Origin of the sequence: Cupriavidus sp. TMH.W2 (genome assembly GCF_050847365.1) — a bacterium.
GTDB lineage: Bacteria > Pseudomonadota > Gammaproteobacteria > Burkholderiales > Burkholderiaceae > Cupriavidus.
Genome location: NZ_CP193792.1, coordinates 1,275,125 through 1,301,570, shown reverse-complemented (window position 1 = coordinate 1,301,570; position 26,446 = coordinate 1,275,125). Strand labels below are relative to the sequence as shown.

Below are 26,446 nucleotides of genomic sequence, written 5' to 3'. Positions count from 1 at the left end.
AGCAGCAATGCTTCCGGCCTTTTGCTTTGCAGGCCCGCTTTGTGCGCCCGCCCGCCTCCCTGATCCGCCGTGGCGCAGGCACGTGCCCACGCCACGGCGGCCCTGCATCAGGCGCCCTGGCTGGCCCGCTCGAACAGCGTGCGCGCCAGCGCGCGATGGCGCAGCAGCACATTGGGCAGGTCGGCGGTCAGCAGTGCACCGTCGCGCACCACTTCCCTGCCGTTGATCACGCTGGCCGCGACATTGGCCGGGGTGCAGAACACCAGCGCCGCCACCGGGTCATGGCCGCCGCCGGCAAAGCCGACTTGCGACATGTCGAAGGCGACAAAGTCCGCCGACATGCCCGGCGCCAGCGCGCCGATATCGTCGCGGTTGAGCACGCGCGCGCCTCCCAGCGTGGCGATTTCCAGCGCCTCGCGCGCGCTCATCGCCGCCGGCCCGTAGCCGACGCGTTGCAGCAGCATCGCCTGGCGCGCCTCGCCCAGCATATGCGCGCCGTCGTTCGACGCGCTCCCGTCCACGCCCAGCCCCACCGGCACGCCCGCGTCGCGCATGGCACGCACCGGAGCAATGCCGGACGCCAGCCGCATGTTCGAGCACGGGCAATGCGCCACGCCGGTGCCGGTGCGGGCAAACAGCGCGATGCCTTCCTCGTCCAGCTTGACGCAGTGCGCGTGCCACACATCGTGGCCAACCCAGCCCAGGTCCTCGGCATACTGCGCCGGCGTCAGGCCGAATTTCTCGCGCGAGTAGGCGATGTCGTTATCGTTCTCGGCCAGGTGCGTATGCAGCGACACGCCGTAGTGCCGCGCCATGCTGGCCGATTCGCGCATCAGGTCGCGCGACACCGAGAACGGCGAGCACGGCGCCAGCACCACGCGCAGCATCGCGTGGCGTGCGCTGTCGTGGTACTGCTCCACCAGCCGCTGGCTGTCGCGCAGGATCGCATCCTCCTCTTCCACCACCACGTCCGGCGGCAGGCCGCCCTTGCTGCGGCCCACGCTCATCGAGCCGCGCGCGGCATGGAAGCGCATGCCCATCTCGTGCGCCGCGGCGATCGAGTCATCCAGGCGCGAGCCGTTCGGGAACAAATACAGGTGGTCGCTGGTGGTGGTGCAGCCCGACAGCATCAGCTCGGCCATCGCGGTCTTGGTCGACACCGCGATCATTTCCGGAGTCAGGTGCGACCACAGCATGTACAGGTTGGTCAGCCACGAGAACAGCTCGGCATCCTGCGCCGCCGGCACTGCGCGCGTCAGGCTCTGGTACATGTGGTGGTGGGTGTTGACCAGGCCGGGGGTGACCACGCGGCCGCGCATGTCGAGCACCTGCGCGCTGCCGTCGTCGACCATGCGCCGGTATTGCGGCGGCAGTTCAGCGGTGGAACCGACCCATTGCACGGCGGGTCCTTCGGCAACCAGCGCGCCGTCGCGGATCTCGCGGCGCTGGGCGTCCATGGTGACCAGCACGTCGGCGTTCAGGGCAATCAGGGTCATCGGGGAATTCCTTCTGCAAAGCGAATTGGAGGACTGGATGACCACCAGTCTACGGCGACGCGGTGCTATCCCCCAAGCGCAGAATTCCGACCATCCTGTCCACAAAAAGTGGACAACTGCGTGACTAGCGGGCCTGCGCGAACAATATGGCCAGCGCGTCGCCGATGCGCTCGGCCATCAGTTCGGCCGCGGCGCTGAGCGGGCCGCGCGCGCGCGCCACCAGCGTCAGCGTCTGGCCCTGCAGGTGGCGGTCGCGCAGCGGCACATAGACCAGCGCCTGGCGGGTGCGCTCTTCCATCACATCGAGCGGGTTCAGCAGGGCGATGCCGGTGCCCAGCATCACCAGTTGCCGGATCAGCGCGGTCGAGGTGGACTCCGCCACCGGCGAGACTTCGATCGCATTGCGGGCGAACGCCGCATCCAGGATGGCCCGGATCGACAGCGACGGCGCCGGCAGGATCAGCGGATAGCCGACGCACTCGCTCAGCAGCGCCGATTGGCTGGCCGCCAGCGCATGGCCGGGCGGCACCACCGCGCCGATCTGCCAGTCGCTGGTCGCCAGCACGCGGAAGGCGGGCAACTCAGGCAGGTCATAGCCGAGCCCCAGGTCGGCATCGCCCTGCTCCACCGCCGCGATGATGTCGGCCACCGGCAGGTCATTGACGCGCACCACGATGCCCGGATAGCGCTGACGGAAATCATGCACCAGCGACGGCATCAGCGACCCCGCCAGCCCCGCCGTAACCGCCACCGTGACCTCGCCGCGGCGCGCGCCCTTGAAGTCTTCGATGCGCTCGCGCAGCGCGTCGTGCTCGCGCAGGGTCTGGCGCACATGGGCCAGCACCATCTCGCCCAGCGGCGTCAGCCGCAGGCGCTTGTTGATGCGCTCGAACAACGGCGCACCGAGCTCCGCTTCCAGGTCCAGGATCTGCCGGTTGACCGCGGTCGGCGCCACGTGCAGGTGCTCGGCCGCCCTGCGGATCGAACCGCGGCGGACGACCTCGTCGAGATAGCGCAGGACTCTGGCGTGCATGGACTGGGCAAACGGGTGGATTGGGCGCCGCCGCGCAGGATGCGCATGGCGGCCTGGCATTGTAGCGGCCAGTGCAGGTTGGCTCGCGAAAATTGCGCAAAGCCTATTGCGTCTTATCAGATACCTTGCTACAATCTTTTTCTTCGTTGGGGCGTTAGCTCAGTTGGTAGAGCAGCGGACTCTTAATCCGTAGGTCGAGTGTTCGAGTCACTCACGCCCCACCAGCGAATTCAGGAAAAGCCGGAAGCCTTGCTTCCGGCTTTTTGCTTTTTCGCGATCACCTTCGTTCCCCTCTTTCTTTCCGCGCACGGTCGGCAGCACCGCCGGTTTCTTGATACGCGGGTTCTTACCAATTCCCTTGCATGCGCTTTCCCGGTTGAATCGCTCCCGCGCCCTTTGTGGAACATAGTTCCGTATCGCGGAACTATCGCAAGGTGCCGGCCGTACCGCACCCCGGCACGGCCAGGTCATGCCAGCACGGGAACCCCTGACAGCGCGGGGCACGGACAATGGTCTCGTGCCCGCAGAAACCTGCAGCCCGCCTGGCGAATCAGTGAAAGAAGAACGGAGGCACCCTTTGAAAGCAGTCCTTAACGCCGGCGCAGCCGCCTGCATCGCCGCCCTTGGCCTGGCCCACGGCGGCCTGGCACAGGCCCAGTCCTACCCCACCAAGCCGATCCGCCTGATCGTGCCGTTCGCGGCCGGCGGCACCACCGACATCGTCGCGCGCGCGGTCTCCGAGGCGCTGGGCCGCGAACTGGGCCAGCCGGTAGTGGTTGAGAACCGTGGCGGCGGCGGCGGCGCGATCGGCGCCGACGCGCTGGCCAAGTCCACGCCGGATGGCTACACGCTGGGCATCGCCACCGTCAGCACGATGGCGACCAATCCCGCCACCAACGCGAGGAACCCCTACGACCCGCTCAAGGACTTCGCGCCGATCACCAACCTGGTCAACGTGCCCAACGTGCTGACGGTCAACCCGAAGGTGCCGGCCAAGACCCTGAAGGAATTCGTCGCCATGCTGAAGGCCAACCCGGGCAAGTACAGCTATGCCTCGGCCGGCAGGGGCAGCATCTCGCACCTGGATGGCGAGCTGTTCAAGGACATCACCAAGACCGACATGGTCCACATCCCCTACCGCGGATCGGGCCCGGCGCTGAACGACACGCTGGCTGGCCAGGTCAGCGCGCAGTTCGACAACCTGCCGTCGTCGATGCCCCATATCCAGGCCGGCAAGCTGCGCGCACTGGCCGTGGCGGCGCCCAAGCGCGTCGAAGGCCTGCCTGATGTGCCGACCTTTGCCGAAGCCGGCATGAAGGACATGAACAACATGGCCTGGTACGGCCTGGTGGCCCCTGCCGGCACGCCGGCGGCGATCATCACGCGCGTGCACGATGCCGCGGTCAAGGCGCTGCAGGACCCGAACGCCAGGCGCCGCCTGGCTGACAGCGGTGCCTACACCGACGGCAACACCCCGGCGCAGTATGCCGCGCAGATCAAGCGCGAACTGGACCTGCGCAAGAAGATCGCACACGACCAGAACATCACACTGGAATAAGACGGAAGGGAAAAAGCTTCCCGCGAGGGGGTCACGACCGGCTGCCATGGCAGCCGGTTTTTTTATGGCCGGCGCTTGAAAATGCACCCTATGCCACACACATGTACCTGATTCCTGTTGCATTTGATCGCGCACAGGACGCCGGCAACGCCGTCGGCGTTCAATACGAGTAGAAGAAACTTTCACTTTGCGGACACGCGCCGACTCGGTACATTTACCGGGTGCTCCGCAACGGGCGCCGGCAATCGCCGGCCAACGTCCGGCCCCCAAACCGGCTTCGCGCAGGCGCTGCGCAGCCGTCATTCGCGAGGATTAGAAAGATGCTGAAGAAGACCGTTCCGACCCTGATCGTTGCAGCACTGGCTGCACTGGGCGCGACCCAGGTGTACGCGCAGAAGAACTACACCGAAGGCGGCGACCTCTACGGCGGCAGCCACACCAAGAAGGCCAGCCCGCACCAGAACCCGGCCAAGTCCGGCAAGTTCGACCCGTACACCGACGGCGCCAAGCAGTCGACCAAGTCGGAGCTGACCAATTCGGGCAAGAAGGTCGACCCGAATACGGATGGCGCCAAGACCGGCAAGTTCGATCCTTACACCGACGGCGCCAAGGCCGGCAAGTTCGATCCCTACACCGACGGCGCCAAGGCGCCCGCCAGCCAGGGCGGCAAGGCGCAGTAAGCCTGCTGCGCCGCCAAGCGGCGGCACCACGGCAAACAGCCCGCTTGCGCGGGCTGTTTTGCTTTCTGGCGCAGGTCGAATTCAGGCGGCCAGCGCCTGGGCCGGCCGCATGGTGCCGCGGTCGCGGAAGCCGACATGCCAGGACAGCGCCTCTTCCAGCAGGTGCGGGGTCTGGCCGCCGTGCGTGCTGGCGCGCCGGAAGTAATCGCCCAGCAGTTCGCGGTATTGCGGGTCGGCACAGTTGGCGATGATGGCGCGCGCGCGCTCGCGAGGCGCCAGGCCACGCAGGTCGGCCAGGCCATGCTCGGTGACGATCACGTCGACGTCGTGCTCGGTATGGTCCACATGCGCCACCATCGGCACGATGCTCGAGATATCGCCGCCCTTGGCCACCGACTTGGTCACGAATACCGACAGGTGCGCATTGCGCGCAAAGTCCCCGGAGCCGCCGATGCCGTTCATCATGTGCGTGCCGCCCACATGCGTCGAGTTGACGTTGCCGTAGATGTCGCACTCCAGCGCCGTGTTGATGGTGATCAGGCCCAGCCGGCGCAGGATCTCCGGATGGTTGCTGATCTCCTGCGGACGCAGCACCAGGCGCGAGCGATAACGGTCCAGGTTCGACAGGAAGCGCTGGTACACCTCGCGCGTCAGCGTCACCGACGAGGCCGAGGCAAACGCCAGGCGCCCGGCGTCCAGCAGCTCGATGGTGCTGTCCTGCAGCACCTCCGAATACATCTGCAGGTCGCGGAACGGTGAATCCACCATGCCATGCAGCACCGCATTGGCGATGGTGCCGATGCCCGCCTGCAGCGGCTGCAGCGAGGGCGAGAGCCTGCCGGCGCGGACTTCGTGCTGCAGGAATTCATTGAGATGGCCCGCGATCTGGCGCGTGCCGGCATCCGGCGGCAGCGCGTTGGAGGGGCTGTCGTCTTTGGCGGTGATGACGATGGCCGCGATCCTTTCGGGATCGATGGCGATATACGGCAGGCCGATGCGCTGCTCGGGCGCGATCAGCGGGATCGGCTGGCGGTACGGGCGCTGCACCGGGAAGTAGATGTCGTGCAGCCCTTCCAGCTCCAGCGGCATGTTCAGGTTGATCTCGACGATCACCTTGCGCGCCAGCATGGCGAAGCTGGCCGAGTTGCCGACCGAGGTGCTGGGGACGATGCCGCCCTGCTCGGTGATCGCCACCGCTTCGACCACCGCCACGTCCACCGGCGCGATCTGGCCCGAGCGCAGCTGCTCCACGGTCTCGGACAGGTGCTGGTCGATGAACATCACCTCGCCGGCGTTGATCTTGCGGCGCAGTGTCGCATCGGACTGGAACGGCAGGCGGCGCGCGATCACGTCGGCCTCCGCCAGCACCCGGTCAATGTCGTTGCCCAGCGAGGCACCGGTCATCAGGGTGATGCGCAGCGGCTCCGTTGCCGCCCGCCGCGCCAGCGCGAACGGGACTTCCTTGCAGTCGCCCGCGCGCGTGAACCCGCTCATGCCCACCGTCATGCCGTCGCGGATCAGCGCGGCGGCCTCGTCGGCCGAGACTACCTTGTCGTGAAGCCTGGCCAGGCGAATGCGTTCCTTGTACATCGTCATCTCCGGTCTGACGGCCGGCCCCGTGCCCGCGCCGCGCGCCCCGTGCTGGCCTGAAGGCGCGTTGGCGGGGTCTTAGGCAAGCAGTGTAGCCAGCCATCATTATTCCGGTTGTGATTTAAAATCATGGCACCCAGTCGCTTTATTCATAAACTGGCACGGGCTGCGCGAGACCCGCTCGGCACTATGCCCTTGCTCCGACTCAGGACATTCCCGCAGTGTCATAAAACAGGCAAAAGATTCTGGTAGTGTCTCGCCCATCGGTCGACCCAGCCCGCCAGAGAGGCTGTGGCGTCCGTGCCGCCCGGGCCGGCCATGCTCCGGCCTTTCTGGCGCCCATCAAGGGCGCACAGTGCATCGCAGTGGCGGCAAACCACAACAGGAGACGCCATTCATGCAACCAAGACCCCTCGAACCCAGCGAGCCGGTTGTCCTTGCCCTGATTGACGCGGTAACCGCCTGGCAGGGTGCGTTGAACCAGACGCTGCGCACCTCAGGCCTGAATTACGCCCAGTGGCTGCTGTTGCGGGCCATCCGCCACGGTGCCTTCGTGCGCGGCGCGCCCCTGGCAGGTCCGATGCCGATCGATGCCGCGCGATCCGAGACGATGCTGGACGAGTTGCAGCGCGACGGCTGGATCGAGTTCGCCGCAACCGAGGCGCCCCGCATTGCGGAAGGCGCGGCCAACCGGCTGCAGCGCGCCGCACAGGCCCTCAGCGCGCTGCACAGCGTGTCAGTGGCCGCGTTCAGTTCGCAGGAGCGCGCGGCGCTGGGCAGCCTGCTGGAGCGGATGAAGACCACGCTGAACGGCCACACTTCGCGCCAGATCCGCGCAGGCAGCGATGCCGCCGGGCAGGACAAGCCCGTGCCGCCCGTCCATTGCCCCGGCCTGCCGCCGGTCGCGCACCGGCCTGCCGCCTGCCCCACCCTCGCCGCGACGCGCTTCTGAGCGCAGCGCAAGCCGGTCCCGCAGGTTGCCTCGGGACCGGACCGCTTCCCCTCCCTCGCCATCGCCGACACCCGCCACATTGTTGCGCCGGACTCGCGGTTTTTTCCTAAAGTATGAGCATGCCCCGGCACATGCTGCGGTGGCCCATCGACACCGCGAGGAGGGAATATGCCGCAGGAGAACGAAGACAAAGTCGCGCACCTGCTGGATGAACTGGCCGGCTTCGCGCGCGAGCGGCTGCCGGCGGCGATGTTCAGCGTGGCCGAGCCCTTCCTGCAGCACTACTTCGATCAGACCGACGCCGAGGACCTGCTGCGGCGCGAAGTCGCCGATCTCTACGGCGCCGTGATGGCGCACTGGCAGACGGCACAGAAATTCACCCCCGGCAGCGCCCGCATCCGCGTCTACAACCCCAACCTGGAAGAGCACGGCTGGCACTCCGACCACACGGTGGTGGAGATCGTCAACGACGACATGCCCTTCCTGGTGGATTCGGTGACGATGGAGATCAACCGCCAGGGACTGGCCCTGCACTCGGCCATCCATCCCGTGTTCCGGGTCTGGCAAGGCCCGGGCGGCGGCATCGAGCGGATTGCCCCGGGCGGGGCCGGCAAGGCCGGCGACACTTCGCGCCTGGAATCCTTTATCCACTTCGAGATCGACCGCAGCGGCGAGGCCGCGCGGCTGGAGGCGCTGCGCAGCGGCATCGCGCAGGTGCTGGGCGACGTGCGCGCGGCCGTGGAAGACTGGCCGAAGATGTGCGACATCACCCGGACTACCATCAGCGCCATGGCGCAAGCGCCGGACGCCGCCTCGCCGGACAGCGTCGAGGCGCGCGCCTTCCTGGAATGGATGATGGAGGATCACTTCTCCTTCCTCGGACAGCGCGACTACCAACTGGTGGCGCGGGACGGCCGCTATTTCCTGCGCGGCGTGGCGGGCTCCGGTGCGGGCATCCTGCGCGAAAGCCTGCGCGAGCCCGATGCCGAAGACCTCACGCTGCTGCCCGCGGCGGCCACCGCCATCATCGAAGGCAGCTCGCCGATCTTCCTGACCAAGGCCAATTCGCGCGCCACCGTGCACCGGCCGGGCTATCTCGACTATGTCGGCGTCAAGCTGCTCGATGAAAACGGGCAGCTGTTCGGCGAACGGCGCTTCGTCGGCCTGTACACCTCGACCGCCTACATGGCGCCGATCGCGGAGATCCCGCTGGTGCGGCGCAAGTGCGCCAATATCCTGGCGCGCGCCGGCTTCCTTGCCAAGGGCCACCTGTACAAGTCGCTGGTGACCATCCTGGAGCAATACCCGCGCGACGAGCTGTTCCAGGCGACAGAGGATGAACTGTTCGACATCACCACCGGCATCCTGCGGCTGCAGGAGCACCAGCGCACGCGGCTTTTTGTGCGGCGCGACCGCTTTGACCGCTTTGTCTCGTGCCTGGTGTTCGTGCCGCGCGACAAGTACAACACCGACCTGCGCCAGAAGATCCAGAAGCTGCTGACCGCGGCCTTCCACGGCACCAGTTGCGAGTTCACCCCGCTGCTGTCGGAATCGCCGCTGGCGCGCATCCAGCTGACCGTGCGCGGCGAGCCCGGCAGCATGCCGTACGTCGACACGCACGAACTGGAAGCACGCATCGTCCACGCCAGCCGCCGCTGGCAGGACGACCTCGCCGAGGCGCTGCACGAAAGCCACGGCGAAGAGCAAGGCAACCGGCTGCTGCAGCGCTATGGCGGCTCGTTTCCCGCGGGCTACCGTGAAGACTATCCGGCCCGCACCGCGGTACGCGATATCGAGCTGATGGAGCACGCGCTGCGCGGCAATGGCATGGCGATGAACCTGTACCGCCCGATCGAAGCCGCGCCGGGGGCATTCCGCTTCAAGGTCTACCGCGCCGGCGAACCGATCGCGCTGTCGCTGAGCCTGCCGATGCTGGAGCACCTGGGCGTGCGCGTGGATGAGGAACGCCCCTACCTGATCGAGCCCGACAGCGGCGTGCCGGTGTGGGTGCACGACTTCGGGCTGGAGATCGCCGACAGCGGCGGCGCGGCGGAGTTCGACATCGCGCGCGTCAAGGCGCTGTTCGAGGATGCGTTCGGGCGCGCGTGGCGCGGCGAGATCGAGAACGACGACCTGAACCGGCTGGTGCTGCGCGCCGAACTGGCCGCGCGCGACGTCACCATCCTGCGCGCCTACGCCCGCTACCTGCGCCAGGTGGGGTCAACCTTCAGCGACGCCTATATCGAACGCGCGCTGACCGGCAACGCCGCCATTGCCGCGATGCTGGTGGCGCTGTTCGTGGCGCGCTTCGACACCTTCAGCCAGGTCGCCGCCGACACCGCCCGCCAGGCGCGCTGCGACAAGCTGCTGGCCGATATCGCCGCGGCCCTGGACAAGGTGCCCAACCTGGACGAAGACCGCATCCTGCGGCTGTTCCTGGGCGTGATCAGCGCCACCGTGCGCACCAACTACTTTCATCGCGGCGAGGACGGCCAGCCGCGCCCCTACGTGTCGTTCAAGTTCAATCCCGCGCTGGTGCCCGGCCTGCCCGAGCCTCGCCCGATGTTCGAGATCTGGGTCTACTCGCCGCGCGTGGAAGGCGTGCACCTGCGCGGCGGGCGCGTGGCCCGGGGCGGGCTGCGCTGGTCGGACCGGCGCGAGGACTTCCGCACCGAAGTGCTGGGCCTGATGAAGGCGCAGATGGTCAAGAACACGGTGATCGTGCCGGTAGGTTCCAAGGGCGGCTTCGTGGTCAAGCGCCCGCCCCCGCCCACCGACCGCGACGCCTTCCTGCAGGAGGGCATCACCTGCTACCAGACCTTCCTGCGCGGGCTGCTGGACCTGACCGACAACCTCGCCGGCGGCCAGCTGGTGCCGCCGCCCGAGGTGGTGCGCCACGACGACAACGATCCCTACCTGGTGGTTGCCGCCGACAAGGGCACCGCCACGTTCTCGGACTTCGCCAATGCGATCTCGGCCGAGTATGGCTTCTGGCTGGGCGATGCCTTCGCTTCGGGCGGCTCGGTCGGCTACGACCACAAGAAGATGGGCATCACCGCGCGCGGCGCGTGGGAATCGGTCAAGCGGCATTTCCGCGAGATGGGTGTCGATATCCAGACCACCGACTTCACCGTGGCCGGCATCGGCGACATGTCGGGCGACGTGTTCGGCAACGGCATGCTGCTGTCGCCGCATATCCGGCTGGTGGCGGCCTTCGACCACCGGCATATCTTCCTCGATCCCGATCCCGATCTGGCGGGCAGCCTGCAGGAACGCGCGCGGCTGTTCGGCCTGCCGCGCTCGAGCTGGGCCGACTATGACGCCACGCTGATTTCCGCCGGCGGCGGCATCTATCCGCGCACCGCCAAGACCATCGCGCTGTCGCCGCAGGTGCAGGCGGTGCTGGGCATCACGGCGGCGGCGCTGTCGCCGGCCGAACTGATCCACGCGATCCTGATGGCGCCGGTGGACCTGCTCTACAACGGCGGCATCGGCACCTACGTCAAGTCCAGCCTTGAAACACACCTGCAGGCGGGCGACCGCACCAACGACGCGGTGCGCGTCAACGGCAATGACCTGCGCTGCAAGGTCGTCGGCGAAGGCGGCAACCTGGGCTTCACCCAGCTGGGCCGCATCGAGTTCGCGCGCAAAGGCGGGCGCATCAACACCGATGCCATCGACAACTCGGCGGGCGTGGACTGCTCGGACCATGAGGTCAATATCAAGATCCTGCTCGGGCTGGTGGTGGGCGACGGCGAGATGACCGAGAAGCAGCGCAACAAGCTGCTGGCCGAGATGACCGACGAGGTCGGCCTGCTGGTGCTGCAGGACAACTACTACCAGACCCAGGCGCTGTCGGTGGCCGGGCGCGGCAGCGCCGCGCTGCTCGACGGCGAAGCGCGGCTGGTGCGCTGGCTGGAACGCGCCGGGCGACTCAACCGCGCGCTGGAGTTCCTGCCGTCGGACGAGGAAATCGCCGAGCGCAAGCTTGCCAGCGAAGGGCTTACCTCGCCCGAGCGCGCCGTGCTGCTGGCCTACAGCAAGATGTGGCTGTATGACGAGCTGCTCGGCTCCGACGTGCCCGAAGACGCGCTGGTCTCCGGCCTGCTTTCCGATTACTTCCCGGTGCCGCTGCGCCAGCGCTACGGTGAGGCCATGCAGCGCCACCCGCTGCGCCGCGAGATCCTGTCGACGCACCTGACCAATATGCTGGTCAACCGCATCGGCGCCACCTTCGTGCACCGGATCATGGAAGAGACCGACGCGCGTCCGGCCGACATCGTGCGCGCCTGCCTGATCACGCGCGATGTGTTCGGCCTGACCGCGCTGTGGCAGGAAATCGATGCGCTCGACAACCGCGTGGCCGACGCCGAGCAGGCGCGCATGTTCGGCGCCGTGGCGCTGCTGCTGGAGCGCGCATGCCTGTGGTTCATCCGCTATCTGCGCACCGGCAGCAAGACCACGGAAGACCTGACGCGCTTTGCGCAGGCGGCGCAGTGGCTGGTGCCGCAACTACCGCAGCTGCTGCCGCAGGCCGATGCCGCGGCGTTGACGGAGCGCACCAGGGCGCTGACGGACGCAGGCGTCGACGAAGCGCTGGCCGTGCGCGTGGCCGGCAGCGAAATCTCCGCCGCCGCGCTCGACATCGCCGAAGTCGCGACGGCATGCGAACGCAGCCTGAATCTGGTGGCTGGGGTCTATTTTGCGCTGGACAGCCACCTGAGCTTCAGCTGGCTGCGCGAGCGCGCGCTGGCGCTGCCATCGGACACGCACTGGGACCTGCTGGCCCGCACCACCACGCTGGAAGACCTGGGGCGGCTCAAGCGCGCGCTGACAGTCAGCGTGCAGTCGCACGCGGACGGGCTCGATACGCCTGAAGCCATGATCGACGCCTGGCGGGCCAGCCGCCATGGCGCGCTGGAACGCTTCACGCGCATGCTGGCGGACCAGCGCGCCTCGGGGGCCGCAGGGCTGTCGATGCTGTCGGTGGCGGTGCGCGAGATCGGCATGCTGGAGCGCGGCTGACGCCGCGCTTGCCAGCTCTAGCGCTTACTCGTCCGTGTCGATGTCCACACCGGCACCGCGCGGACGCAGTTCCAGGCCGAGCAGGATCAGCAGCTCGAACGCATCGGACAGCTGGTGCTTCTGCCTGGGCAGCAGGCTGGCGTACGGCATGTCATAGATCGACTGGTGCGCGGCGCGCTCGCCCTTCAGGCCGCGGTCGCGCGCGATATCCGACAGCAGCGCGGCAAACCCGGAGAGGTCCTGCGCCGCCAGCGCCGAATTCAATACCTTCGCAATCACATCGGGCGAAGCGTTTGCCCAGCCCATGCGTTCAGCATTGGAAGCGGAGTCTAGGGGGAGGTCGGCAAAGTCCATATTCTGTTTAACGGTCCTGCCCAAACTAGCTTAAGCCGCCAACGATGTGAATTTGACCCCACACAGGTGGGGTGACATGGCCTGCCGCCGGACCGGGCTAGCGCGTCGGCTTTGCGCCGGTCTTTGGGCGGCCCCTCTCGGCTGTCTTTGCGGGCGCCTTTGCTGGCACCTTTTCGGCGGCCTTTGCGGGCACCTGGCGGTAGACCGTGCTGCCATCGCGCGCCGTGCGTGCCTCGACATGGTTGCGCGCGCCGCATTGCGGGCAACGGAACACCGGCCCCTGCCCTTCATTGCGGATCTGGATCTCGTCCAGCTCCCAGCGTGCGCCGCAAGCCTGGTTCCCACAAACAAACATGAATACTCCTGGAAAGTGACGCCAATCGTGAGTCCGGGGCGCGATCCGGGGCGGACACGGCCCGCCGGGCAGGCAGTCCGCACTTGCACCGCCGCGATTATCGGGCCAGTCGTCCGGCGGCGGGCGAATTTCAACCGTTGCGCTGCACCCATTGCCGCGCCCAAGCAATCGCCGCCGATCGCGCCTCCTCCGCCGTCACATGCGTGGTCGGCGGCCCGCCGCCCTCCAGCACCACGGCGCCCGACTCCCAGATATCGCACAGGGCCTTGAACCGCCCCATGCCCAGCGCATGGCAAAACACATGGACGACGAAGCCGCGGTACTCCACCACATCGGTGGCATCCACGGTCAGCGCCTGGTCCGCGGTGGCATCGGACGGCACCATCGGCGCATCGCGCCGGCGCAGCGCCCGCTCCTGCGCGGCGGCACGCACCAGCATCGCGCAGGAACCGCCCGCCACCGCGCCGAGCACCACGCCCAAGCCGAACCAGCAAGCCTTGCTTCCGCACCTCGCCATGGCACCCCCGTAGCGACCCGGCCGGTCCTGGCACGACAGTGTTATGCGACCGGCCTTGGTTTCAGGTTATACCAATCCGCGGCGAGACCACTTGGAAGCGGCTGGCGGCTTGTGTGAGCCACGGCCCAAAAAATGAGAATCGAGGGGGATGACCGAACGGCAGGCCGGGACTATACTGTACATCCATACAGTATCAGGACACTGCCATGCCCTTGTACCAGTCCGATTCCATCCTGCTCGAGGCCCACTACTTCGGCGACGCCACCGAAACCCTGCGCCTGCCCTGCGGCAGCATCAGTGTGAACGCCGGCGCCATCGTCGTCGACGGCATCGAGCCACGCCAGCTGCAATCCCTGCGCTGGACGCCCGACTTCCTGTCTTTCGACGCTCAGGGCACCCGCCACCGCTATCCAGTGAGCCGCCCGGCCGTGGTCGGTCCGGGACAGGCACGCTTCGCGCTGCTTTAAGCTACGCATTCCGCCTCCCCGATGCGCCACGCGCCCTGCCCCCATGCCAGACCTCAGCCCGACCGCCCGCCAACTGATCCGCTCCCTCGACCTGCAGCCGCATCCGGAAGGCGGCTATTACCGCGAAACCTATCGCAGCGAAGAACAGGTCGCGTGCCAGGACGGACACGCCCGCGAGGCCTGCACCGCGATCCACTACATGCTGTGCGGCAACGATTTCTCAGCATGGCACCGCATCCGGTCCGACGAACTGTGGCACTACCACGCCGGCTCGCCGGTGGACGTGCACCGGATCGTGGACGGTGCCATCGCTACGCAGCGCCTGGGCGACCCGCTGCGGCATCCCGGCGCGGCCTTCCAGGCGATGGTGCCCGGCGGCCAGTGGTTTGCCGCCGAACGCGTGGATCTGGACGACGGCGTGGACTTTGCCCTGGTCGGCTGCACCGTGGCGCCGGCCTTCCAGTTCAGCGAATTCGAACTGGCCGACACAGCGGCGCTTGCCGGGCTGGCAAGGGGATATGACGCGCTGTTGCGCAGGCTGTCGCGATAGGCATCGCATAAAAAAAAAACAGCCCGCCGCCGCGGGGTGCGGGCGGGCCGATGAGTACAGCAGGGCCAGTCTAAGCCGGAGGGCAAAGGCGCCATGGCGAGAGAACCCGGGTATCCGGGGGCCTTTTTCTGGCTTCCGGTCCTGGCCGCGCGGGAATCCGACCCGCGAAATCCCTTTGCCAATAAAGTTAGCAATTTGCTAATATCCACGTGCACGCCATCGAATTCAGCAGGCAAGCCGCACAAGCCCTCAAGGCAATGCCCCGGAACGTCGCGACAATCATCCGCGCCAAGCTCGACGCGCTTGCGGTCGATCCTTACGCGCCAAACCCGAATGCCGGAAAGCTGGCCGGCCGTGAAGGCTACCGCCTGCGCGTGGGCGACTGGCGCGTGCTGTACCAGATCGAGAATGGCCGGCTGGTGATCATGGTGCTGGCAATCAAACCGCGTAGAGGCGCCTACCAATGACAGAAATCCAGTTCATCGAACGCGATGGGCAGCGTGAATTCGCGGTGGTGCCCATTGAAATCTGGGATCGCGTGAAGCACCTCTTCGAAGATCTTGAGGACATCGCGCTCTTCGATGCCGCCAAGGCTAGGGATGACGGCCTGCGTATCCCGGCGGCAGTCGTCGACGCCGAACTGGCCGGCGACCACCCTATCAAGGCCTGGCGCGAATACCGTCGCATGACACAGGATGCCGTCGCCACTGCGGCCGGCGTGAGCACGCCTTACCTGAGCCAGCTCGAGAATCGCAAGCGCGACGGCACCATCGAGGTGTTGCAGAAAATTGCTGACGCACTCGACGTGCCGATGGATGTGCTGGTGGAACCCAACGGCGGGTAAGCCACTCCGGACCTCACGCCGCCGCTGCGAGCATCGCAACGGGCATTGGACACGCCCGTATCCCGTTGCGGCTCGTTGGCAAACGCGGCGCAAACAAAATAAAAAACCCGCCTGGCTATTCACCAAGCGGGTTTCTGTCTGGTCGGGGCGAGAGGATTTGAACCTCCGACCACCTGCACCCCATGCAGGTACGCTACCAGGCTGCGCTACGCCCCGAAGCAAAAGATTATAACAGAAGCATTTCGCGTATGACTAGCGGGTGACGTCGAAATTATCCATGCTTCGCAATCTCGCGCAGTTGCGCAAGCAGGTGCTGGACTTCGACCAGTTCATTGCGCAAGCCGGCGATATCGACCGACAGTGCCGTTGTGCTTTCGTCATCGGCTTCCGCGGCTTCCTGCGCTGCCGTCGCCGCACTGTGGTGGCGGCCTTCATCGAGGCGGTTGCGCGCACCGTTGATGGTGAAGCCTTGCTCGTACAGCAGTTCGCGGATGCGGCGGATCAGCAGGACTTCGTGGTGCTGATAGTAACGGCGGTTGCCGCGGCGCTTGACGGGCTTGAGTTGCGTGAACTCCTGCTCCCAATAGCGCAGGACGTGCGGCTTGACGGCGCAAAGCTCGCTCACCTCACCGATGGTGAAGTAGCGCTTGGCCGGGATCGGCGGCAACGCGATGCGGTCGCTGGATTTGTCCGACATGTGGTATGTAGACGAGCGTCAGGCCATGCCGGCCATGAGGTTGGCGCGCACCGGGTGCGCGCCCAGAAGAATACCGATGCCGGCCGCGGGAAGCAATCCGCCGTTCGGGGGACGCGTCAGCCGGCGATGTCGGCGCGTTCTTCCACCAGGCCCTTGAGCTTCTGGCTGGCGTGGAACGTCACCACGCGGCGCGCGGTGATCGGGATGACTTCGCCGGTCTTGGGATTGCGGCCGGGACGCTGCGGCTTGTCGCGCAACTGGAAGTTGCCGAAGCCGGACAGCTTGACGCTGTCGCCCTGCTCCAGCGCTTCGCGGATGACGTCGAAGAAGGCTTCGACCATGTCCTTCGATTCGCGCTTGTTCAGGCCCACCTGGTCGAACAGCATCTCGGCGAGCTCGGCCTTGGTCAGCGTGGGAACTTCGGTCGCGCGGGCGTCCGGCATTGCATCGTCAAGGGAGGAAGCCTGCCGGTCGCTCATCTCACCCAGTGCTGCAGCGGTCATGGAATTCGCGTCTCGATCATTCATGTCGATCGCTCGAGTGTCTGTCTGGCGATCCGCCCGGGGCTGGCCCGGGCGCCCTTGTTTATCGTGTGTCCGTCGCGTACTTGTCGCGTACTGGCGATGGCTTAGCCGCGCAGCCGGGCCTGGAAGGCCTCTGTCAGCGCGTCGACCATGCAGCGCACTGCGCTGTCGACGGTTTCGTCCTGGAGGGTCGACCCAGTATCTTGCAAGGTCACCCGGAACGCAAGGCTTTTCTCGTCCGCGCCGATGGCAGTGGAAGCGCCCTTGGGACGGAACTCGTCGAACAGCACGAGGCTCTGGCAGTAGCGGCCGTAGCCCTGCTTTTCCAGTGCCGCGCGCATGGCGTCGAGCAGGTCCTGCACGCGTACCGTCTGCTTCACGACCACGGCCAGGTCGCGCACGGCGGCCGGGAATTTGGAGATCTCGGTGTACGCCGGCAGGCCGGTATCGCGCAGCGCGTCGAGCTGCAGTTCGAACAGCACCGGCGCATGCGCCAGCTCGTACTCCTGCAGCCAGCGCGGATGCAGTTCACCGACCACGCCAACCGGCTTGCCGTCGAGCAGCACGCGCGCGGCGCGGCCCGGATGCAGCGCCGGGTGCGACACCGGCTCGAAACGCGGCACGCGCGGATGGAACAGCGCCTCGACATCGCCCTTGATGTCGAAGAAGTCGACGTTGCGCGTGGGGATGCCCCACTGCTCCTCGAAGGCCGGGCCGTAGGCGACGCCCGCGGCCATCATCGGCTGGTCATAGCCGACCACCGTCAGGCCGCCGTCCTGCACGCTGCCGTCGCGATGGAACACGCGGCCCACCTCGAACAGGCGCACGCGCGCGGCCTTGCGGTTCAGGTTGTAGCGCACCTTGTCGACCAGCCCGCCGATCAGCGTCGAGCGCATCACCGCCAGCTGGCTGGCGATCGGGTTCAGCAGGCGGATCGGGTTGTCGTTGGCGGCGAAGTCGCGCTCCCACTGCTCTTCGACGAAGGCGAAGTTGATCACCTCCTGGTAGTCGCGCGCGGCCACGGCATGACGCACCACGTGGGTGGAGCGGCGGGCCTCGTCGGTCGGGCGCATCTCGCTTTCGGCGATCGGCGGACGCGCCGGGATGCGCTCGAAACCATAGATGCGGGCCACTTCCTCGATCAGGTCTTCCTCGATCTCGATATCGAAGCGGTAGCTCGGCGGCGTGACTTCAAACACCTCGCCGTCGGCGCCCTGCGTGCGCGTGAACGGCAGCCGCAGGCGCTGGAACACATCGGCAATGGCCGCCGGCGACAGCTCGATGCCGAGCACGCGCTCGGCGCGCGCCACGCGCAGGCTGACCGGCTTGCGCTGCGGCAGGTTGACCACGTGGTCGTCCACCGGGCCGGCCTGGCCGCCGCAGATCTCGAGGATCAGCGCGGTGATGCGTTCGATGTGCTCGACGGTGGTGGCGTAGTCCACGCCGCGCTCGAAGCGGTGTCCGGCGTCGGTCGAGAAGTTGTAGCGGCGGCCACGGCCCTGGATCGCGGCGGGCCACCAGAATGCGGCCTCGAGATAGATGTCCGTGGTGTCCAGCGTCACGGCGGTGCTGTCGCCACCCATGATGCCGGCCAGGCTCTCGATTTCCTTGTCATCGGCGATCACGCCGACCTGCTCGTCGACCTCGATGGTATTGCCGTTGAGCAGCTTGATCTGTTCGCCCTTGCGGCCCCAGCGCACGTCCAGGCCGCCGTGGATCTTGCTCAGGTCAAACACGTGCGACGGACGGCCCAGCTCCAGCATCACGTAGTTGGAGATATCGACCAGCGCGGAAACGCTGCGCTGACCCGAGCGCTCCAGGCGCTGCACCATCCAGTGCGGCGTGGCCGCGCGCGCGTTGACGCCGCGGATCACGCGGCCGGAAAAGCGGCCGCACAGGTCCGGGGCCGATACCTTGACCGGCAGCTGGTCCTGGATCGTCACCGCCACCGGCTTCATCTCGGGCAGGGTCAGCGGAGCGCCGGTCAGGGCCGACACTTCACGCGCCACGCCATGGATCGACAGGCAGTCGGCCTTGTTCGGCGTCAGCTTGATGACGAAGACCTGGTCGTCCAGGTCGAGGTACTGGCGGATGTCCTGGCCGACCGGCGCATCGTCCGGCAGCACCATCAGGCCGCCGTGGTCTTCCGACAGCTTCAGTTCGCGCGCCGAGCACAGCATGCCGTAGCTGTCCACGCCACGCAGCTTGCCGACCTTGATCTCGAACGGCTTGCCGCCGTCCTCGGCCGGCGGCAGCACGGCGCCCACCAGTGCGCACGGCACCAGGATGCCCGGCTTGACATTGGGCGCGCCGCAGACGATCTGCAGGGTCTCGCCGGTGCCGGCATCGACCTGGCACACGTTGAGACGGTCGGCGTTGGGATGGCGCTCGGTCGACAGCACGCGCGCGACCACGATCTTGTCGAACGGCGGCGCGACCGGGCCCACCTCTTCCACTTCCAGGCCAGCCATGGTCAGGGTGTGCGACAGCGCGTCGGTGGAGATCTTTTCAGGGTTGGCGAAGGTGCGAAGCCAGGATTCCGAGAATTGCATGGCGCTTCTGATCCGGTAAGTATTCTGTGTAGTCGATGTCGAGTGAGGCGGCGGCGCGTCAGGCGAACTGGCGCAGGAAACGCACGTCGCCCTCGAAGAACAGGCGCAGGTCGTTGATGCCGTAGCGCAGCATGGTCAGGCGCTCCAGGCCGGAGCCGAACGCAAAACCGATATAGCGCTCGGGATCGAGGCCCATATTGCGCAGCACGTTCGGATGCACCTGGCCCGAACCGGAGATTTCCAGCCACTTCCCATTACCGAAGGCCATGTCGATCTCCGCCGACGGCTCGGTGAACGGGAAGTACGACGGGCGGAAGCGCACCTGGATGTCGTCGCGCTCGAAGAACTTGCGCAGGAAGTCGGTGTACACGCCCTTGAGGTCGGCAAAGCTGACGTCCTCGCCGATCCACAGGCCTTCGACCTGGTTGAACATGGGCGAGTGCGTGGCGTCGCTGTCGACGCGATAGGTGCGGCCCGGGCAGATCACCTTGATCGGCGGCATCGCCTTGCCGGCATACTTCTCGACGTGCATCTTCGCATAGCGCACCTGCATCGGGCTGGTGTGCGTACGCAGGAGCAGCAGCTTGTCTTCGCTGTCTCGGCCGTCGACGTAAAAGGTGTCCTGCATCGAACGCGCCGGGTGGTTGTCCGGGTTGTTCAGCGCGGTGAAGTTCATCCAGTCGGTCTCGATCTCGGGGCCGTCGGCCACATCGAAGCCGATCGAGCCGAAGATCTGTTCCACGCGCTCCCACGTGCGCATCACCGGGTGCAGGCTGCCGCGGCTGACCGCGCGGCCAGGCAGCGTGACGTCGATAGCCTCGGCGGCCAGGCGCGCGTTCATCAGCGCGTCGGCCAGCCCCTGGCGGCGCGCCTGCAGCGCGGCTTCGACCTGCTGCTTGACCTGGTTGATGCGGGCGCCTTCGGTCTTGCGGGTGTCCGGGTCGAGCTTGCCGAGACCCTTGAGCAGCTCGGTCAGCGCGCCGGTCTTGCCCAGGAAGCGGGCCTTTTCGTTTTCCAGCGTGGCGTTGTCGTTGGCGGCGGCGAAGGCGGCCTGGGCATCGGCGACAATTTGATCCAGATCCTGAGACATGGCGGCGGTCGTGGGATTTTTGGCGTCGGGCCGGTACGCGCCGGTCCGACGTGGGTTGGCACTACGTGCGGTGTTCGTTTCGAATACGGTCTCGGCAACGCGATGGCGGCCACCGAAACGGCATTCGAAATAAAAACGGGGCTCGGTGAGGAGCCCCGTTTCAGCGGACCTTGCGGTCAGCGGTCGACCTTGCGGTCGGTGCTTGCCCGGCTACGCTCGCGCGCGGCCGCAGCCGGCATCAGGCAACGGTGGCTTTCACCTGGTTGACGATGGCGGCAAAGGCAGGCTTGTCGTGAATAGCCATGTCCGACAGCACCTTGCGGTCCAGTTCAATCGAGGCCTTCTTCAGACCGTTCATGAACACGCTGTAGGTCATGCCATGCTCACGCGTCGCGGCATTGATACGCGCAATCCACAGGGCGCGGAACACGCGCTTCTTGTTGCGGCGATCGCGGTATGCGTACTGGCCAGCACGCATGACCGCCTGCTTGGCGATACGGTAGACGTTATTGCGACGGCCGCGGTAACCCTTGGCAGCGTCGATGACTTTCTTGTGACGGGCCCGTGCAGTGACCCCACGCTTTACTCGAGGCATGTAATGCTCCTTTCGTTTTCGTTAGGGGTTATGCGTACGGCATCATCGCGCGCACCGACTTCAGGTTCGTCTCATGGACGTCCTGGGTACCGCGCAGTTGACGCTTGTTCTTGGTGGTCTTCTTGGTCAGGATGTGACGCTTGAAGGCCTGGCCACGCTTGAACGAACCGTTCGGACGGGCAGTAAAGCGCTTGGAAGCGCTTTTCTTCGTCTTCATCTTCGGCATGAAAAACTCCAGCTCATATGACATGCATGCAGGTGGACGGCTCACGCCGACGCTTGCAAGACCCGCATCCACTTGTTGTTGCGCGTGCATCCCTTGCGGGCGACGCGCGGCTTCTGCACGAAGCAACGCCGGGATGCCTGGCATCCCGGCCGCCGCATCGCGCAAGAATTACTTCTTCTTCTTGGGGGCGAGCACCATCACCATCTGGCGCCCTTCCATCTTCGGCATCTGCTCGACCTGGCCGATTTCTTCCAGGTCCGCCTTCAGGCGTTCGAGCATGCGCGCGCCGATTTCCTGGTGCGCCATCTCGCGACCACGGAACCGCAGCGTGATCTTGGTCTTGTCGCCGTCTTCCAGGAAGCGCTTCAGGTTGCGCAGCTTGACGTTGTAGTCGCCATCATCCGTACCCGGCCGGAACTTGACTTCCTTGACCTGGATGATTTTCTGCTTCAGCTTCGCCTCGTGGGCGCGCTTGGCTTCCTCGTACTTGAACTTCCCGTAATCCATGATCCGGGCGACGGGCGGGACCGCGTTCGGCGCGATCTCCACCAGGTCCAAGTCCTTATCTTCAGCCAGCCGGAGCGCGTCCATGAACTTGACGATGCCGAGCTGTTCGTTATCAACCCCTACCAGGCGCAGCTCAGGCGCGCTGATTTCCCGGTTGATGCGATGACCTTTGTCCGTAGCGATGTTGCGTTACCTCAAGAAGACAAAAAAACAAGCCGTGCTCTCCACCCATCAGGCTTTGCTGGCGACGTCGTTTTGCAGACGCTCAACAAACGCGGAGACGGGCATCACACCCAGATCCACATTGCCACGGGCACGCACGGCCACTTGATTGGCATCCCGCTCCTTGTCGCCCACTACCAGCAGGTAGGGAACCTTTTGAAGCGAATGCTCGCGGATTTTATACGTAATTTTCTCGTTACGCAAATCGGCCTTGGCCCTAAACCCTTGTTTTTGCAGCAATTGCACGACGCTTTCAGCGTACTCTGCCTGCGAATCCGCAATATTCATGACCACCACCTGCTCCGGCGCCAGCCAGGCCGGCAGCGCGCCGGCGTGATTTTCCAGCAGGATGCCCAGGAAGCGCTCGAACGAGCCCAGGATGGCGCGGTGAAGCATCACCGGGCGCTTGCGCGAGTTGTCCTCGGAGACGTATTCGGCATCCAGGCGTTCCGGCAGCACCAGGTCCAGCTGCAGCGTGCCGCACTGCCACGAGCGGCCGATCGCGTCCTTGATGTGGTACTCGACCTTCGGGCCGTAGAAAGCGCCCTCGCCCGGTAGTTCCTCCCAATCCACGCCGCAGGCGCGCAGCGCCAGGCGCAGGCCCTCTTCGGCATGGTCCCAGATCTCATCCGAGCCGGCGCGCTGGTCCGGGCGCAGCGACAGCTTGACCTTCACATCCTTGAAACCGAAGTCGTCGTAGACCGAGAACGCCAGTTCGTTGAAGGCCTTGGCCTCCGCGACGATCTGCTCTTCCGTGCAGAAGATGTGCGCATCATCCTGCACAAAGCCGCGCACGCGCATCAGCCCGTGCAGCGCGCCGGACGGCTCGTTGCGGTGGCAGGCGCCGAACTCGGCCAGGCGCAGCGGCAGGTCGCGGTACGAGCGCAGGCCGTGGTTGAAGATCTGCACGTGGCCCGGGCAGTTCATCGGCTTGATCGCGTAGTCGCGCTTCTCCGACTCCGTGACGAACATGTTCTCTTTGTAGTTCTGCCAGTGGCCTGATTTTTCCCAAAGCGAACGGTCCATCACCTGCGGCGTACGGACTTCATCGTAGCCCGCATCCGTCAGGCGGCCGCGCATGTGCTGCTCCACGGCCTGCCACACCTGCCAGCCCTTCGGGTGCCAGAACACCATGCCGGGCGCCTCTTCCTGCAGGTGGAACAGGTCAAGCGTCTTGCCCAGCTTGCGGTGGTCGCGCTTCTCGGCCTCTTCCAGCATGTGCAGGTAGGCCTCCTGGTCTTCCTTCTTCGCCCAGGCCGTGCCGTAGATGCGCTGGAGCATCTCGTTGTTGGCGTCGCCGCGCCAGTAGGCGCCGGCCACCTTCATCAGCTTGAAGACCTTCAGCTTGCCCGTGGACGGCACGTGCGGGCCGCGGCAAAGGTCGACGAAACTGCCTTCGCGGTACAGGCCGATTTCCTGGTCAGCCGGGATCGAGCCGATGATCTCGGCCTTGTACTTCTCGCCCATCGACTCGAACAGCGCCACCGCCTCGTCGCGGTTCCACACTTCGCGCGTGACCTTCTCGTCCTTGCGGGCGAGTTCCGACATCTTCTTCTCGATGGCGGCCAGGTCTTCGGGCGTGAAAGGACGCTTGTAGGCGAAGTCGTAATAGAAGCCGTTTTCGATCACCGGCCCGATCGTCACCTGCGCCTCGGGATACAGCTCCTTGACGGCATAGGCCAGCAAGTGGGCCGTGGAGTGGCGGATCACGTCGACGCCATCGGCGTCCTTGTCCGTGACGATGGCCAGCTCGGCATCGCGGTCGATCCGATAGCTCGTGTCGACCATCTGGCCATCCACCTTGCCGGCCAGCGCGGCCTTGGCCAGGCCGGAACCGATGCTCTGCGCCACTTCGGCAACCGTTACCGGGCCGGGAAACTCGCGGCGGGACCCATCCGGCAGCGTGATTGCGATCATTTCGACTCTCCAGGTTCCGCCGGCCGCGCCTTGCGCATCGTCCGAGCGGATCAAACTGCATCTTGTGGCACCGGCCCGCATGCCTGCGGGGCTGGCGATTCATGCTTTACTGCCCTGCACCGCAGCGCGCGAAGGCGGCAGCTTAGCAGGGTGCTGGCAGGCGACAGACGAAAAAAAAACGCGGCCAAGGCCGCGTTTCTCTTTATCAAACCCGATCCAACCGGGTCGAAGGCGCACCTCGACTACTGTCGCTTGCCAGCGGTAGTAGTTCGCGGTGTCATAACCATGATGCCCTTCCGTTCCGTATGGGGTTGAATCGGACTTGCCGCACTTCTTTTTACTGCTTTACTGCAATTCGTTGGTAGGCTCGATTGGACTCGAACCAACGACCCCCACCATGTCAAGGTGGTGCTCTAACCAGCTGAGCTACGAGCCTAGCGAAGCCGCAAGTATAGCATCACTTTCTTTTCGCCTGCAACACCCCCTGGACCTCTTCGATCAGCTGCAGCGCGCGCTGCAGCTGCGTCGCCTCGGACACCTCGGCGGTGAACTGCATGCGCGCCACGCCCTTGCTGGAGAGTGTCTTGACACCGGTGACGTTGATCTTCTCCCGCGACAGCACTTCCGAGATATCGCGCAGCAAGCCCTGACGGTCGATCGCCTCGACATGGATGTCGACCGGATAAACCGCGGCGTGGCTCTTCTGCCCCCACTCGGTCTGGATCACCCGCTCCGGCGCGCGCGCCGCCAGCTGCTGGAAGGTGTGGCAGCTGCGCCGATGAATTGACACGCCGCGCCCGCGCGTGACAAAACCGACGATATCGTCCGGCGGCGCCGGCTTGCAGCAGCGCGACATCTGCGTCATCAGCGAATCCACCCCCACCACCAGCACGCCGCTCTTGGCGCCGCGCGCCACGCTGGTAGCGCGGCTCTTCTTGGTGACGGCGTCTTCCTCGCTCAGCGGCGCCTGGACCTCGCCCTCCGGGTGGCGCAGCGCGTGCTCAACATGGCGCAGGCTGAACTCGTCCTTCGCCACCGCCGCGAACAGTTCTTCCGGCGTCTTGAAGCCCAGCCGCGCGGCCAGGTCTTCCAGCTTGACCGCGGTCTTGCCTTCGCGCTGCAGCGTCTTGTCGATCAGCACCCGGCCCTGCGCGATGGTTTCCTGCGAATCGAGCGCGTTGAACCACGCGCGCACCTTGGCGCGCGCGCGGCTGCTGGCCAGGTAGCCCAGGTCCGCATTGAGCCAGTCGCGCGACGGCCCGCCCTGCTTGACCGCGATGATCTCCACGGTCTGGCCGTTCTTCAGCGGCGTGTTCAGCGGCACCATGGTGCCGTCGACGCGCGCGCCGCGGCAACGGTGGCCGAGATCGCTGTGCAGGTAGTAGGCAAAGTCCACCGCGGTCGCGCCCTGCGGCAGCGCCACCACGCGCGCCTGCGGCGTGAGCACGTAGATGTGGTCGTCGATCGCGGCGTGCTTGATCTGCTCCCACGACTCATCGTGCGCCACGCTGTGGTCGGCGTCGTCCTTCCACGCCAGCAGCTGGCGCAGCCACGCTATCTTCTCGTCATAGCGCTCGCTGGCGGAGAACTGCCCGGCATAGCCGCGGCTGCCCGCCTCCTTGTAGCGCCAGTGCGCGGCCACGCCGTATTCGGCGAAGTGGTGCATCTCGTGGGTGCGGATCTGCACCTCGAACGCGCGCCCGTCATCGCCGATCACCACCGTGTGCAGCGACTTGTAGCCATTGGCCTTGGGCCGCGAGATATAGTCGTCGAACTCGCGCGGGATCGGCTGCCAGATATGGTGGACGATACCGAGCACCGTGTAGCAGTCCTTGATATCGTCGACGATCACGCGGAAGGCGCGCACATCGTACAGGTCGGCAAAATCCAGCTCCTTGCCGCGCATCTTCTTCCAGATGCTGTAGATGTGCTTGGGCCGGCCGCTGACCTCGGCACGGATGCCGGCCGTTGCCAGTTCGGACTGCAGCCGTTCGATGGCGCTGGCGATATAGCCTTCGCGCTCGATGCGCTTCTCGTCCAGCAGCCTGGCAATGCGCTTGTAGGTATCGGGCTGCTCGAAGCGGAACGCCAGGTCCTCCAGCTCCCACTTCATCTGCCAGATGCCCAGGCGGTTGGCCAGCGGCGCGTAGATGTCCAGCGTTTCGCGCGCCACGCCGGGCAGCGGCGCCTGCTTGGTCTCGGCCAGCCAGCGCAGCGTCTGCAGCCGCGAGGCCAGGCGCACCAGCACCACGCGGATGTCCTGGGCAAATGCCAGCAACATCTTGCGCAAGGCCTCGACCTGCTCGTGGCGGGCCTGCGCTTCGTTCTTGGAGGTGGAGGGCTCGGCGTCGGGGCGGCTGCCGGCGATGGCGCCGATGCGCAGCAGCTGCCGCACGCCATCGACCAGCCGCGCCACCTCGTCGCCGAAGCGCGGCGCGATCTCGGCCTCGGTGCCGGGCACGAATGCCGCCAGCCCGAACAGGCAGGCAGCGGCGCGCGCGGCATCGTCGACGCGCAGGCCATCAAGAATGCGCAGCATGCCCTGCGCGTGCGACAGCACGGTCTCGCCGGTGGGCAGCGCCACCCCGGCGCCGTGCTCGCGCACGTAGGCCAGCGCGCGCTCGACCAGTTCGGTGTCCGGAATCCCCGCGACCCGCCCGGTCAGGTCGGTCGACGTCACCATGTCACTACGCCT

The 26,446-nt window shown here is 66.2% G+C and carries 23 protein-coding genes and 3 tRNA genes; 9 read left to right on the top strand and 17 right to left on the bottom strand.

Annotated features, from left to right (window positions below; all coding sequences use genetic code 11):
• Positions 1–107 precede the first annotated feature (107 nt).
• Entirely contained in the window at positions 108–1,496 is a 1,389-nt protein-coding gene (locus ACREYQ_RS06080) for an 8-oxoguanine deaminase (protein ID WP_432259861.1), read from the bottom strand.
• Between the two features lie 124 nt (positions 1,497–1,620).
• Positions 1,621–2,529, bottom strand: coding sequence for a LysR family transcriptional regulator (locus ACREYQ_RS06075; RefSeq protein ID WP_432259860.1), 909 nt, complete (start codon positions 2,527–2,529; stop codon positions 1,621–1,623).
• A gap of 148 nt (positions 2,530–2,677) precedes the next feature.
• Here ACREYQ_RS06075 and ACREYQ_RS06070 point away from each other — a divergent pair.
• From ACREYQ_RS06070 to ACREYQ_RS06060, 3 genes are all read left to right on the top strand, one after another.
• Positions 2,678–2,753: transfer RNA gene (locus ACREYQ_RS06070), tRNA-Lys, on the top strand.
• Positions 2,754–3,106: 353 nt separating this feature from the next.
• Complete coding sequence (locus ACREYQ_RS06065; RefSeq protein WP_432259859.1) at positions 3,107–4,087, top strand: tripartite tricarboxylate transporter substrate binding protein BugE; 981 nt, start codon at positions 3,107–3,109, stop codon at positions 4,085–4,087.
• Positions 4,088–4,407: 320 nt separating this feature from the next.
• Positions 4,408–4,767 carry a hypothetical protein gene (locus tag ACREYQ_RS06060; RefSeq protein ID WP_432259858.1) on the top strand — a complete coding sequence of 120 codons (360 nt, stop codon included), beginning with the start codon at positions 4,408–4,410 and terminating at the stop codon, positions 4,765–4,767.
• 81 nt (positions 4,768–4,848) lie between these two features.
• On the opposite strand, the gene ACREYQ_RS06055 is transcribed toward ACREYQ_RS06060, so the two are convergent.
• Entirely contained in the window at positions 4,849–6,357 is a 1,509-nt protein-coding gene (locus tag ACREYQ_RS06055) for an acetyl-CoA hydrolase/transferase family protein (RefSeq protein WP_432259857.1), read from the bottom strand.
• 397 nt (positions 6,358–6,754) lie between these two features.
• Here ACREYQ_RS06055 and ACREYQ_RS06050 point away from each other — a divergent pair, with 397 nt between their 5' ends.
• Both ACREYQ_RS06050 and ACREYQ_RS06045 read left to right on the top strand, forming a co-directional pair.
• The gene (locus tag ACREYQ_RS06050) at positions 6,755–7,309 is read left to right on the top strand and encodes a MarR family winged helix-turn-helix transcriptional regulator (protein WP_432259856.1); all 555 of its coding nucleotides are present in this window, start codon (positions 6,755–6,757) and stop codon (positions 7,307–7,309) included.
• Positions 7,310–7,477: 168 nt separating this feature from the next.
• Positions 7,478–12,334 (top strand): NAD-glutamate dehydrogenase, encoded by a 4,857-nt coding sequence (locus ACREYQ_RS06045; RefSeq protein ID WP_432259855.1) that lies wholly within the window; start codon positions 7,478–7,480, stop codon positions 12,332–12,334.
• A 24-nt stretch (positions 12,335–12,358) separates the two neighbouring features.
• Here the strand turns inward: ACREYQ_RS06045 and ACREYQ_RS06040 are convergent, their stop codons facing one another.
• From ACREYQ_RS06040 to ACREYQ_RS06030, 3 genes are all read right to left on the bottom strand, one after another.
• A complete protein-coding gene (locus tag ACREYQ_RS06040; RefSeq protein ID WP_432259854.1) occupies positions 12,359–12,688 on the bottom strand; it encodes a hypothetical protein in 330 nt (109 codons plus the stop codon).
• 97 nt (positions 12,689–12,785) lie between these two features.
• A complete protein-coding gene (locus tag ACREYQ_RS06035; RefSeq protein WP_432259853.1) occupies positions 12,786–13,043 on the bottom strand; it encodes a hypothetical protein in 258 nt (85 codons plus the stop codon).
• A 130-nt stretch (positions 13,044–13,173) separates the two neighbouring features.
• Entirely contained in the window at positions 13,174–13,560 is a 387-nt protein-coding gene (locus tag ACREYQ_RS06030; protein WP_432259852.1) for a hypothetical protein, read from the bottom strand.
• 206 nt (positions 13,561–13,766) lie between these two features.
• Here ACREYQ_RS06030 and ACREYQ_RS06025 point away from each other — a divergent pair, with 206 nt between their 5' ends.
• The 4 genes from ACREYQ_RS06025 (at position 13,767) to ACREYQ_RS06010 (ending at position 15,421) form a co-directional block, all read left to right on the top strand.
• Positions 13,767–14,027: a hypothetical protein gene (locus tag ACREYQ_RS06025; RefSeq protein WP_432259851.1), complete on the top strand. Its 261-nt coding sequence runs from the start codon at positions 13,767–13,769 to the stop codon at positions 14,025–14,027.
• A 43-nt stretch (positions 14,028–14,070) separates the two neighbouring features.
• Positions 14,071–14,577 (top strand): cupin domain-containing protein, encoded by a 507-nt coding sequence (locus ACREYQ_RS06020; RefSeq protein WP_432259850.1) that lies wholly within the window; start codon positions 14,071–14,073, stop codon positions 14,575–14,577.
• A gap of 209 nt (positions 14,578–14,786) precedes the next feature.
• Positions 14,787–15,044 carry a type II toxin-antitoxin system RelE family toxin gene (locus ACREYQ_RS06015; protein WP_432259849.1) on the top strand — a complete coding sequence of 86 codons (258 nt, stop codon included), beginning with the start codon at positions 14,787–14,789 and terminating at the stop codon, positions 15,042–15,044.
• The gene (locus tag ACREYQ_RS06010) at positions 15,041–15,421 is read left to right on the top strand and encodes a helix-turn-helix domain-containing protein (RefSeq protein WP_432259848.1); all 381 of its coding nucleotides are present in this window, start codon (positions 15,041–15,043) and stop codon (positions 15,419–15,421) included. Before ACREYQ_RS06015 ends, ACREYQ_RS06010 begins: the two co-directional genes overlap by 4 nt.
• Before the next feature lie 139 nt (positions 15,422–15,560).
• Here ACREYQ_RS06010 and ACREYQ_RS06005 read toward each other — a convergent pair.
• From ACREYQ_RS06005 to ACREYQ_RS05955, 11 genes are all read right to left on the bottom strand, one after another.
• Positions 15,561–15,637: transfer RNA gene (locus ACREYQ_RS06005), tRNA-Pro, on the bottom strand.
• A 55-nt stretch (positions 15,638–15,692) separates the two neighbouring features.
• Positions 15,693–16,118: a MerR family transcriptional regulator gene (locus ACREYQ_RS06000; RefSeq protein ID WP_432259847.1), complete on the bottom strand. Its 426-nt coding sequence runs from the start codon at positions 16,116–16,118 to the stop codon at positions 15,693–15,695.
• 116 nt (positions 16,119–16,234) lie between these two features.
• On the bottom strand, positions 16,235–16,645 hold the full coding sequence (locus tag ACREYQ_RS05995; protein ID WP_432259846.1) for an integration host factor subunit alpha: 411 nt from the start codon (positions 16,643–16,645) through the stop codon (positions 16,235–16,237).
• 101 nt (positions 16,646–16,746) lie between these two features.
• Positions 16,747–19,194: a phenylalanine--tRNA ligase subunit beta gene (gene pheT / locus ACREYQ_RS05990; protein ID WP_432259845.1), complete on the bottom strand. Its 2,448-nt coding sequence runs from the start codon at positions 19,192–19,194 to the stop codon at positions 16,747–16,749.
• Between the two features lie 58 nt (positions 19,195–19,252).
• Positions 19,253–20,284, bottom strand: coding sequence for a phenylalanine--tRNA ligase subunit alpha (pheS, locus tag ACREYQ_RS05985; RefSeq protein WP_432259844.1), 1,032 nt, complete (start codon positions 20,282–20,284; stop codon positions 19,253–19,255).
• Between the two features lie 238 nt (positions 20,285–20,522).
• Positions 20,523–20,879: a 50S ribosomal protein L20 gene (gene rplT, locus ACREYQ_RS05980; protein WP_008650487.1), complete on the bottom strand. Its 357-nt coding sequence runs from the start codon at positions 20,877–20,879 to the stop codon at positions 20,523–20,525.
• A gap of 28 nt (positions 20,880–20,907) precedes the next feature.
• Positions 20,908–21,105 carry a 50S ribosomal protein L35 gene (gene rpmI, locus ACREYQ_RS05975; protein WP_006575466.1) on the bottom strand — a complete coding sequence of 66 codons (198 nt, stop codon included), beginning with the start codon at positions 21,103–21,105 and terminating at the stop codon, positions 20,908–20,910.
• A gap of 168 nt (positions 21,106–21,273) precedes the next feature.
• Complete coding sequence (gene infC / locus ACREYQ_RS05970) at positions 21,274–21,795, bottom strand: translation initiation factor IF-3 (protein WP_078195944.1); 522 nt, start codon at positions 21,793–21,795, stop codon at positions 21,274–21,276.
• A gap of 48 nt (positions 21,796–21,843) precedes the next feature.
• Complete coding sequence (gene thrS, locus ACREYQ_RS05965) at positions 21,844–23,751, bottom strand: threonine--tRNA ligase (protein ID WP_432259843.1); 1,908 nt, start codon at positions 23,749–23,751, stop codon at positions 21,844–21,846.
• A 359-nt stretch (positions 23,752–24,110) separates the two neighbouring features.
• Positions 24,111–24,187, bottom strand: a tRNA-Val gene (locus ACREYQ_RS05960).
• A gap of 21 nt (positions 24,188–24,208) precedes the next feature.
• Positions 24,209–26,434 carry a RelA/SpoT family protein gene (locus ACREYQ_RS05955; protein WP_432259842.1) on the bottom strand — a complete coding sequence of 742 codons (2,226 nt, stop codon included), beginning with the start codon at positions 26,432–26,434 and terminating at the stop codon, positions 24,209–24,211.
• Between the last annotated feature and the right edge of the window lie 12 nt (positions 26,435–26,446).

Bases quoted from the DNA above. Each gene is read 5' to 3' on its own strand.
- ACREYQ_RS06080 (WP_432259861.1), bottom strand. From the start codon at position 1,496: ATGACCCTGATTGCCCTGAACGCCGACGTGCTGGTCACCATGGACGCC.
- ACREYQ_RS06075 (WP_432259860.1), bottom strand. From the start codon at position 2,529: ATGCACGCCAGAGTCCTGCGCTATCTCGACGAGGTCGTCCGCCGCGGT.
- ACREYQ_RS06060 (WP_432259858.1), top strand. From the start codon at position 4,408: ATGCTGAAGAAGACCGTTCCGACCCTGATCGTTGCAGCACTGGCTGCA.
- ACREYQ_RS06055 (WP_432259857.1), bottom strand. From the start codon at position 6,357: ATGTACAAGGAACGCATTCGCCTGGCCAGGCTTCACGACAAGGTAGTC.
- ACREYQ_RS06050 (WP_432259856.1), top strand. From the start codon at position 6,755: ATGCAACCAAGACCCCTCGAACCCAGCGAGCCGGTTGTCCTTGCCCTG.
- ACREYQ_RS06045 (WP_432259855.1), top strand. From the start codon at position 7,478: ATGCCGCAGGAGAACGAAGACAAAGTCGCGCACCTGCTGGATGAACTG.
- ACREYQ_RS06040 (WP_432259854.1), bottom strand. From the start codon at position 12,688: ATGGACTTTGCCGACCTCCCCCTAGACTCCGCTTCCAATGCTGAACGC.
- ACREYQ_RS06035 (WP_432259853.1), bottom strand. From the start codon at position 13,043: ATGTTTGTTTGTGGGAACCAGGCTTGCGGCGCACGCTGGGAGCTGGAC.
- ACREYQ_RS06030 (WP_432259852.1), bottom strand. From the start codon at position 13,560: ATGGCGAGGTGCGGAAGCAAGGCTTGCTGGTTCGGCTTGGGCGTGGTG.
- ACREYQ_RS06025 (WP_432259851.1), top strand. From the start codon at position 13,767: ATGCCCTTGTACCAGTCCGATTCCATCCTGCTCGAGGCCCACTACTTC.
- ACREYQ_RS06020 (WP_432259850.1), top strand. From the start codon at position 14,071: ATGCCAGACCTCAGCCCGACCGCCCGCCAACTGATCCGCTCCCTCGAC.
- ACREYQ_RS06010 (WP_432259848.1), top strand. From the start codon at position 15,041: ATGACAGAAATCCAGTTCATCGAACGCGATGGGCAGCGTGAATTCGCG.
- ACREYQ_RS06000 (WP_432259847.1), bottom strand. From the start codon at position 16,118: ATGTCGGACAAATCCAGCGACCGCATCGCGTTGCCGCCGATCCCGGCC.
- ACREYQ_RS05995 (WP_432259846.1), bottom strand. From the start codon at position 16,645: ATGAATGATCGAGACGCGAATTCCATGACCGCTGCAGCACTGGGTGAG.
- pheT (WP_432259845.1), bottom strand. From the start codon at position 19,194: ATGCAATTCTCGGAATCCTGGCTTCGCACCTTCGCCAACCCTGAAAAG.
- pheS (WP_432259844.1), bottom strand. From the start codon at position 20,284: ATGTCTCAGGATCTGGATCAAATTGTCGCCGATGCCCAGGCCGCCTTC.
- rplT (WP_008650487.1), bottom strand. From the start codon at position 20,879: ATGCCTCGAGTAAAGCGTGGGGTCACTGCACGGGCCCGTCACAAGAAA.
- rpmI (WP_006575466.1), bottom strand. From the start codon at position 21,105: ATGCCGAAGATGAAGACGAAGAAAAGCGCTTCCAAGCGCTTTACTGCC.
- thrS (WP_432259843.1), bottom strand. From the start codon at position 23,751: ATGATCGCAATCACGCTGCCGGATGGGTCCCGCCGCGAGTTTCCCGGC.
- ACREYQ_RS05955 (WP_432259842.1), bottom strand. From the start codon at position 26,434: ATGGTGACGTCGACCGACCTGACCGGGCGGGTCGCGGGGATTCCGGAC.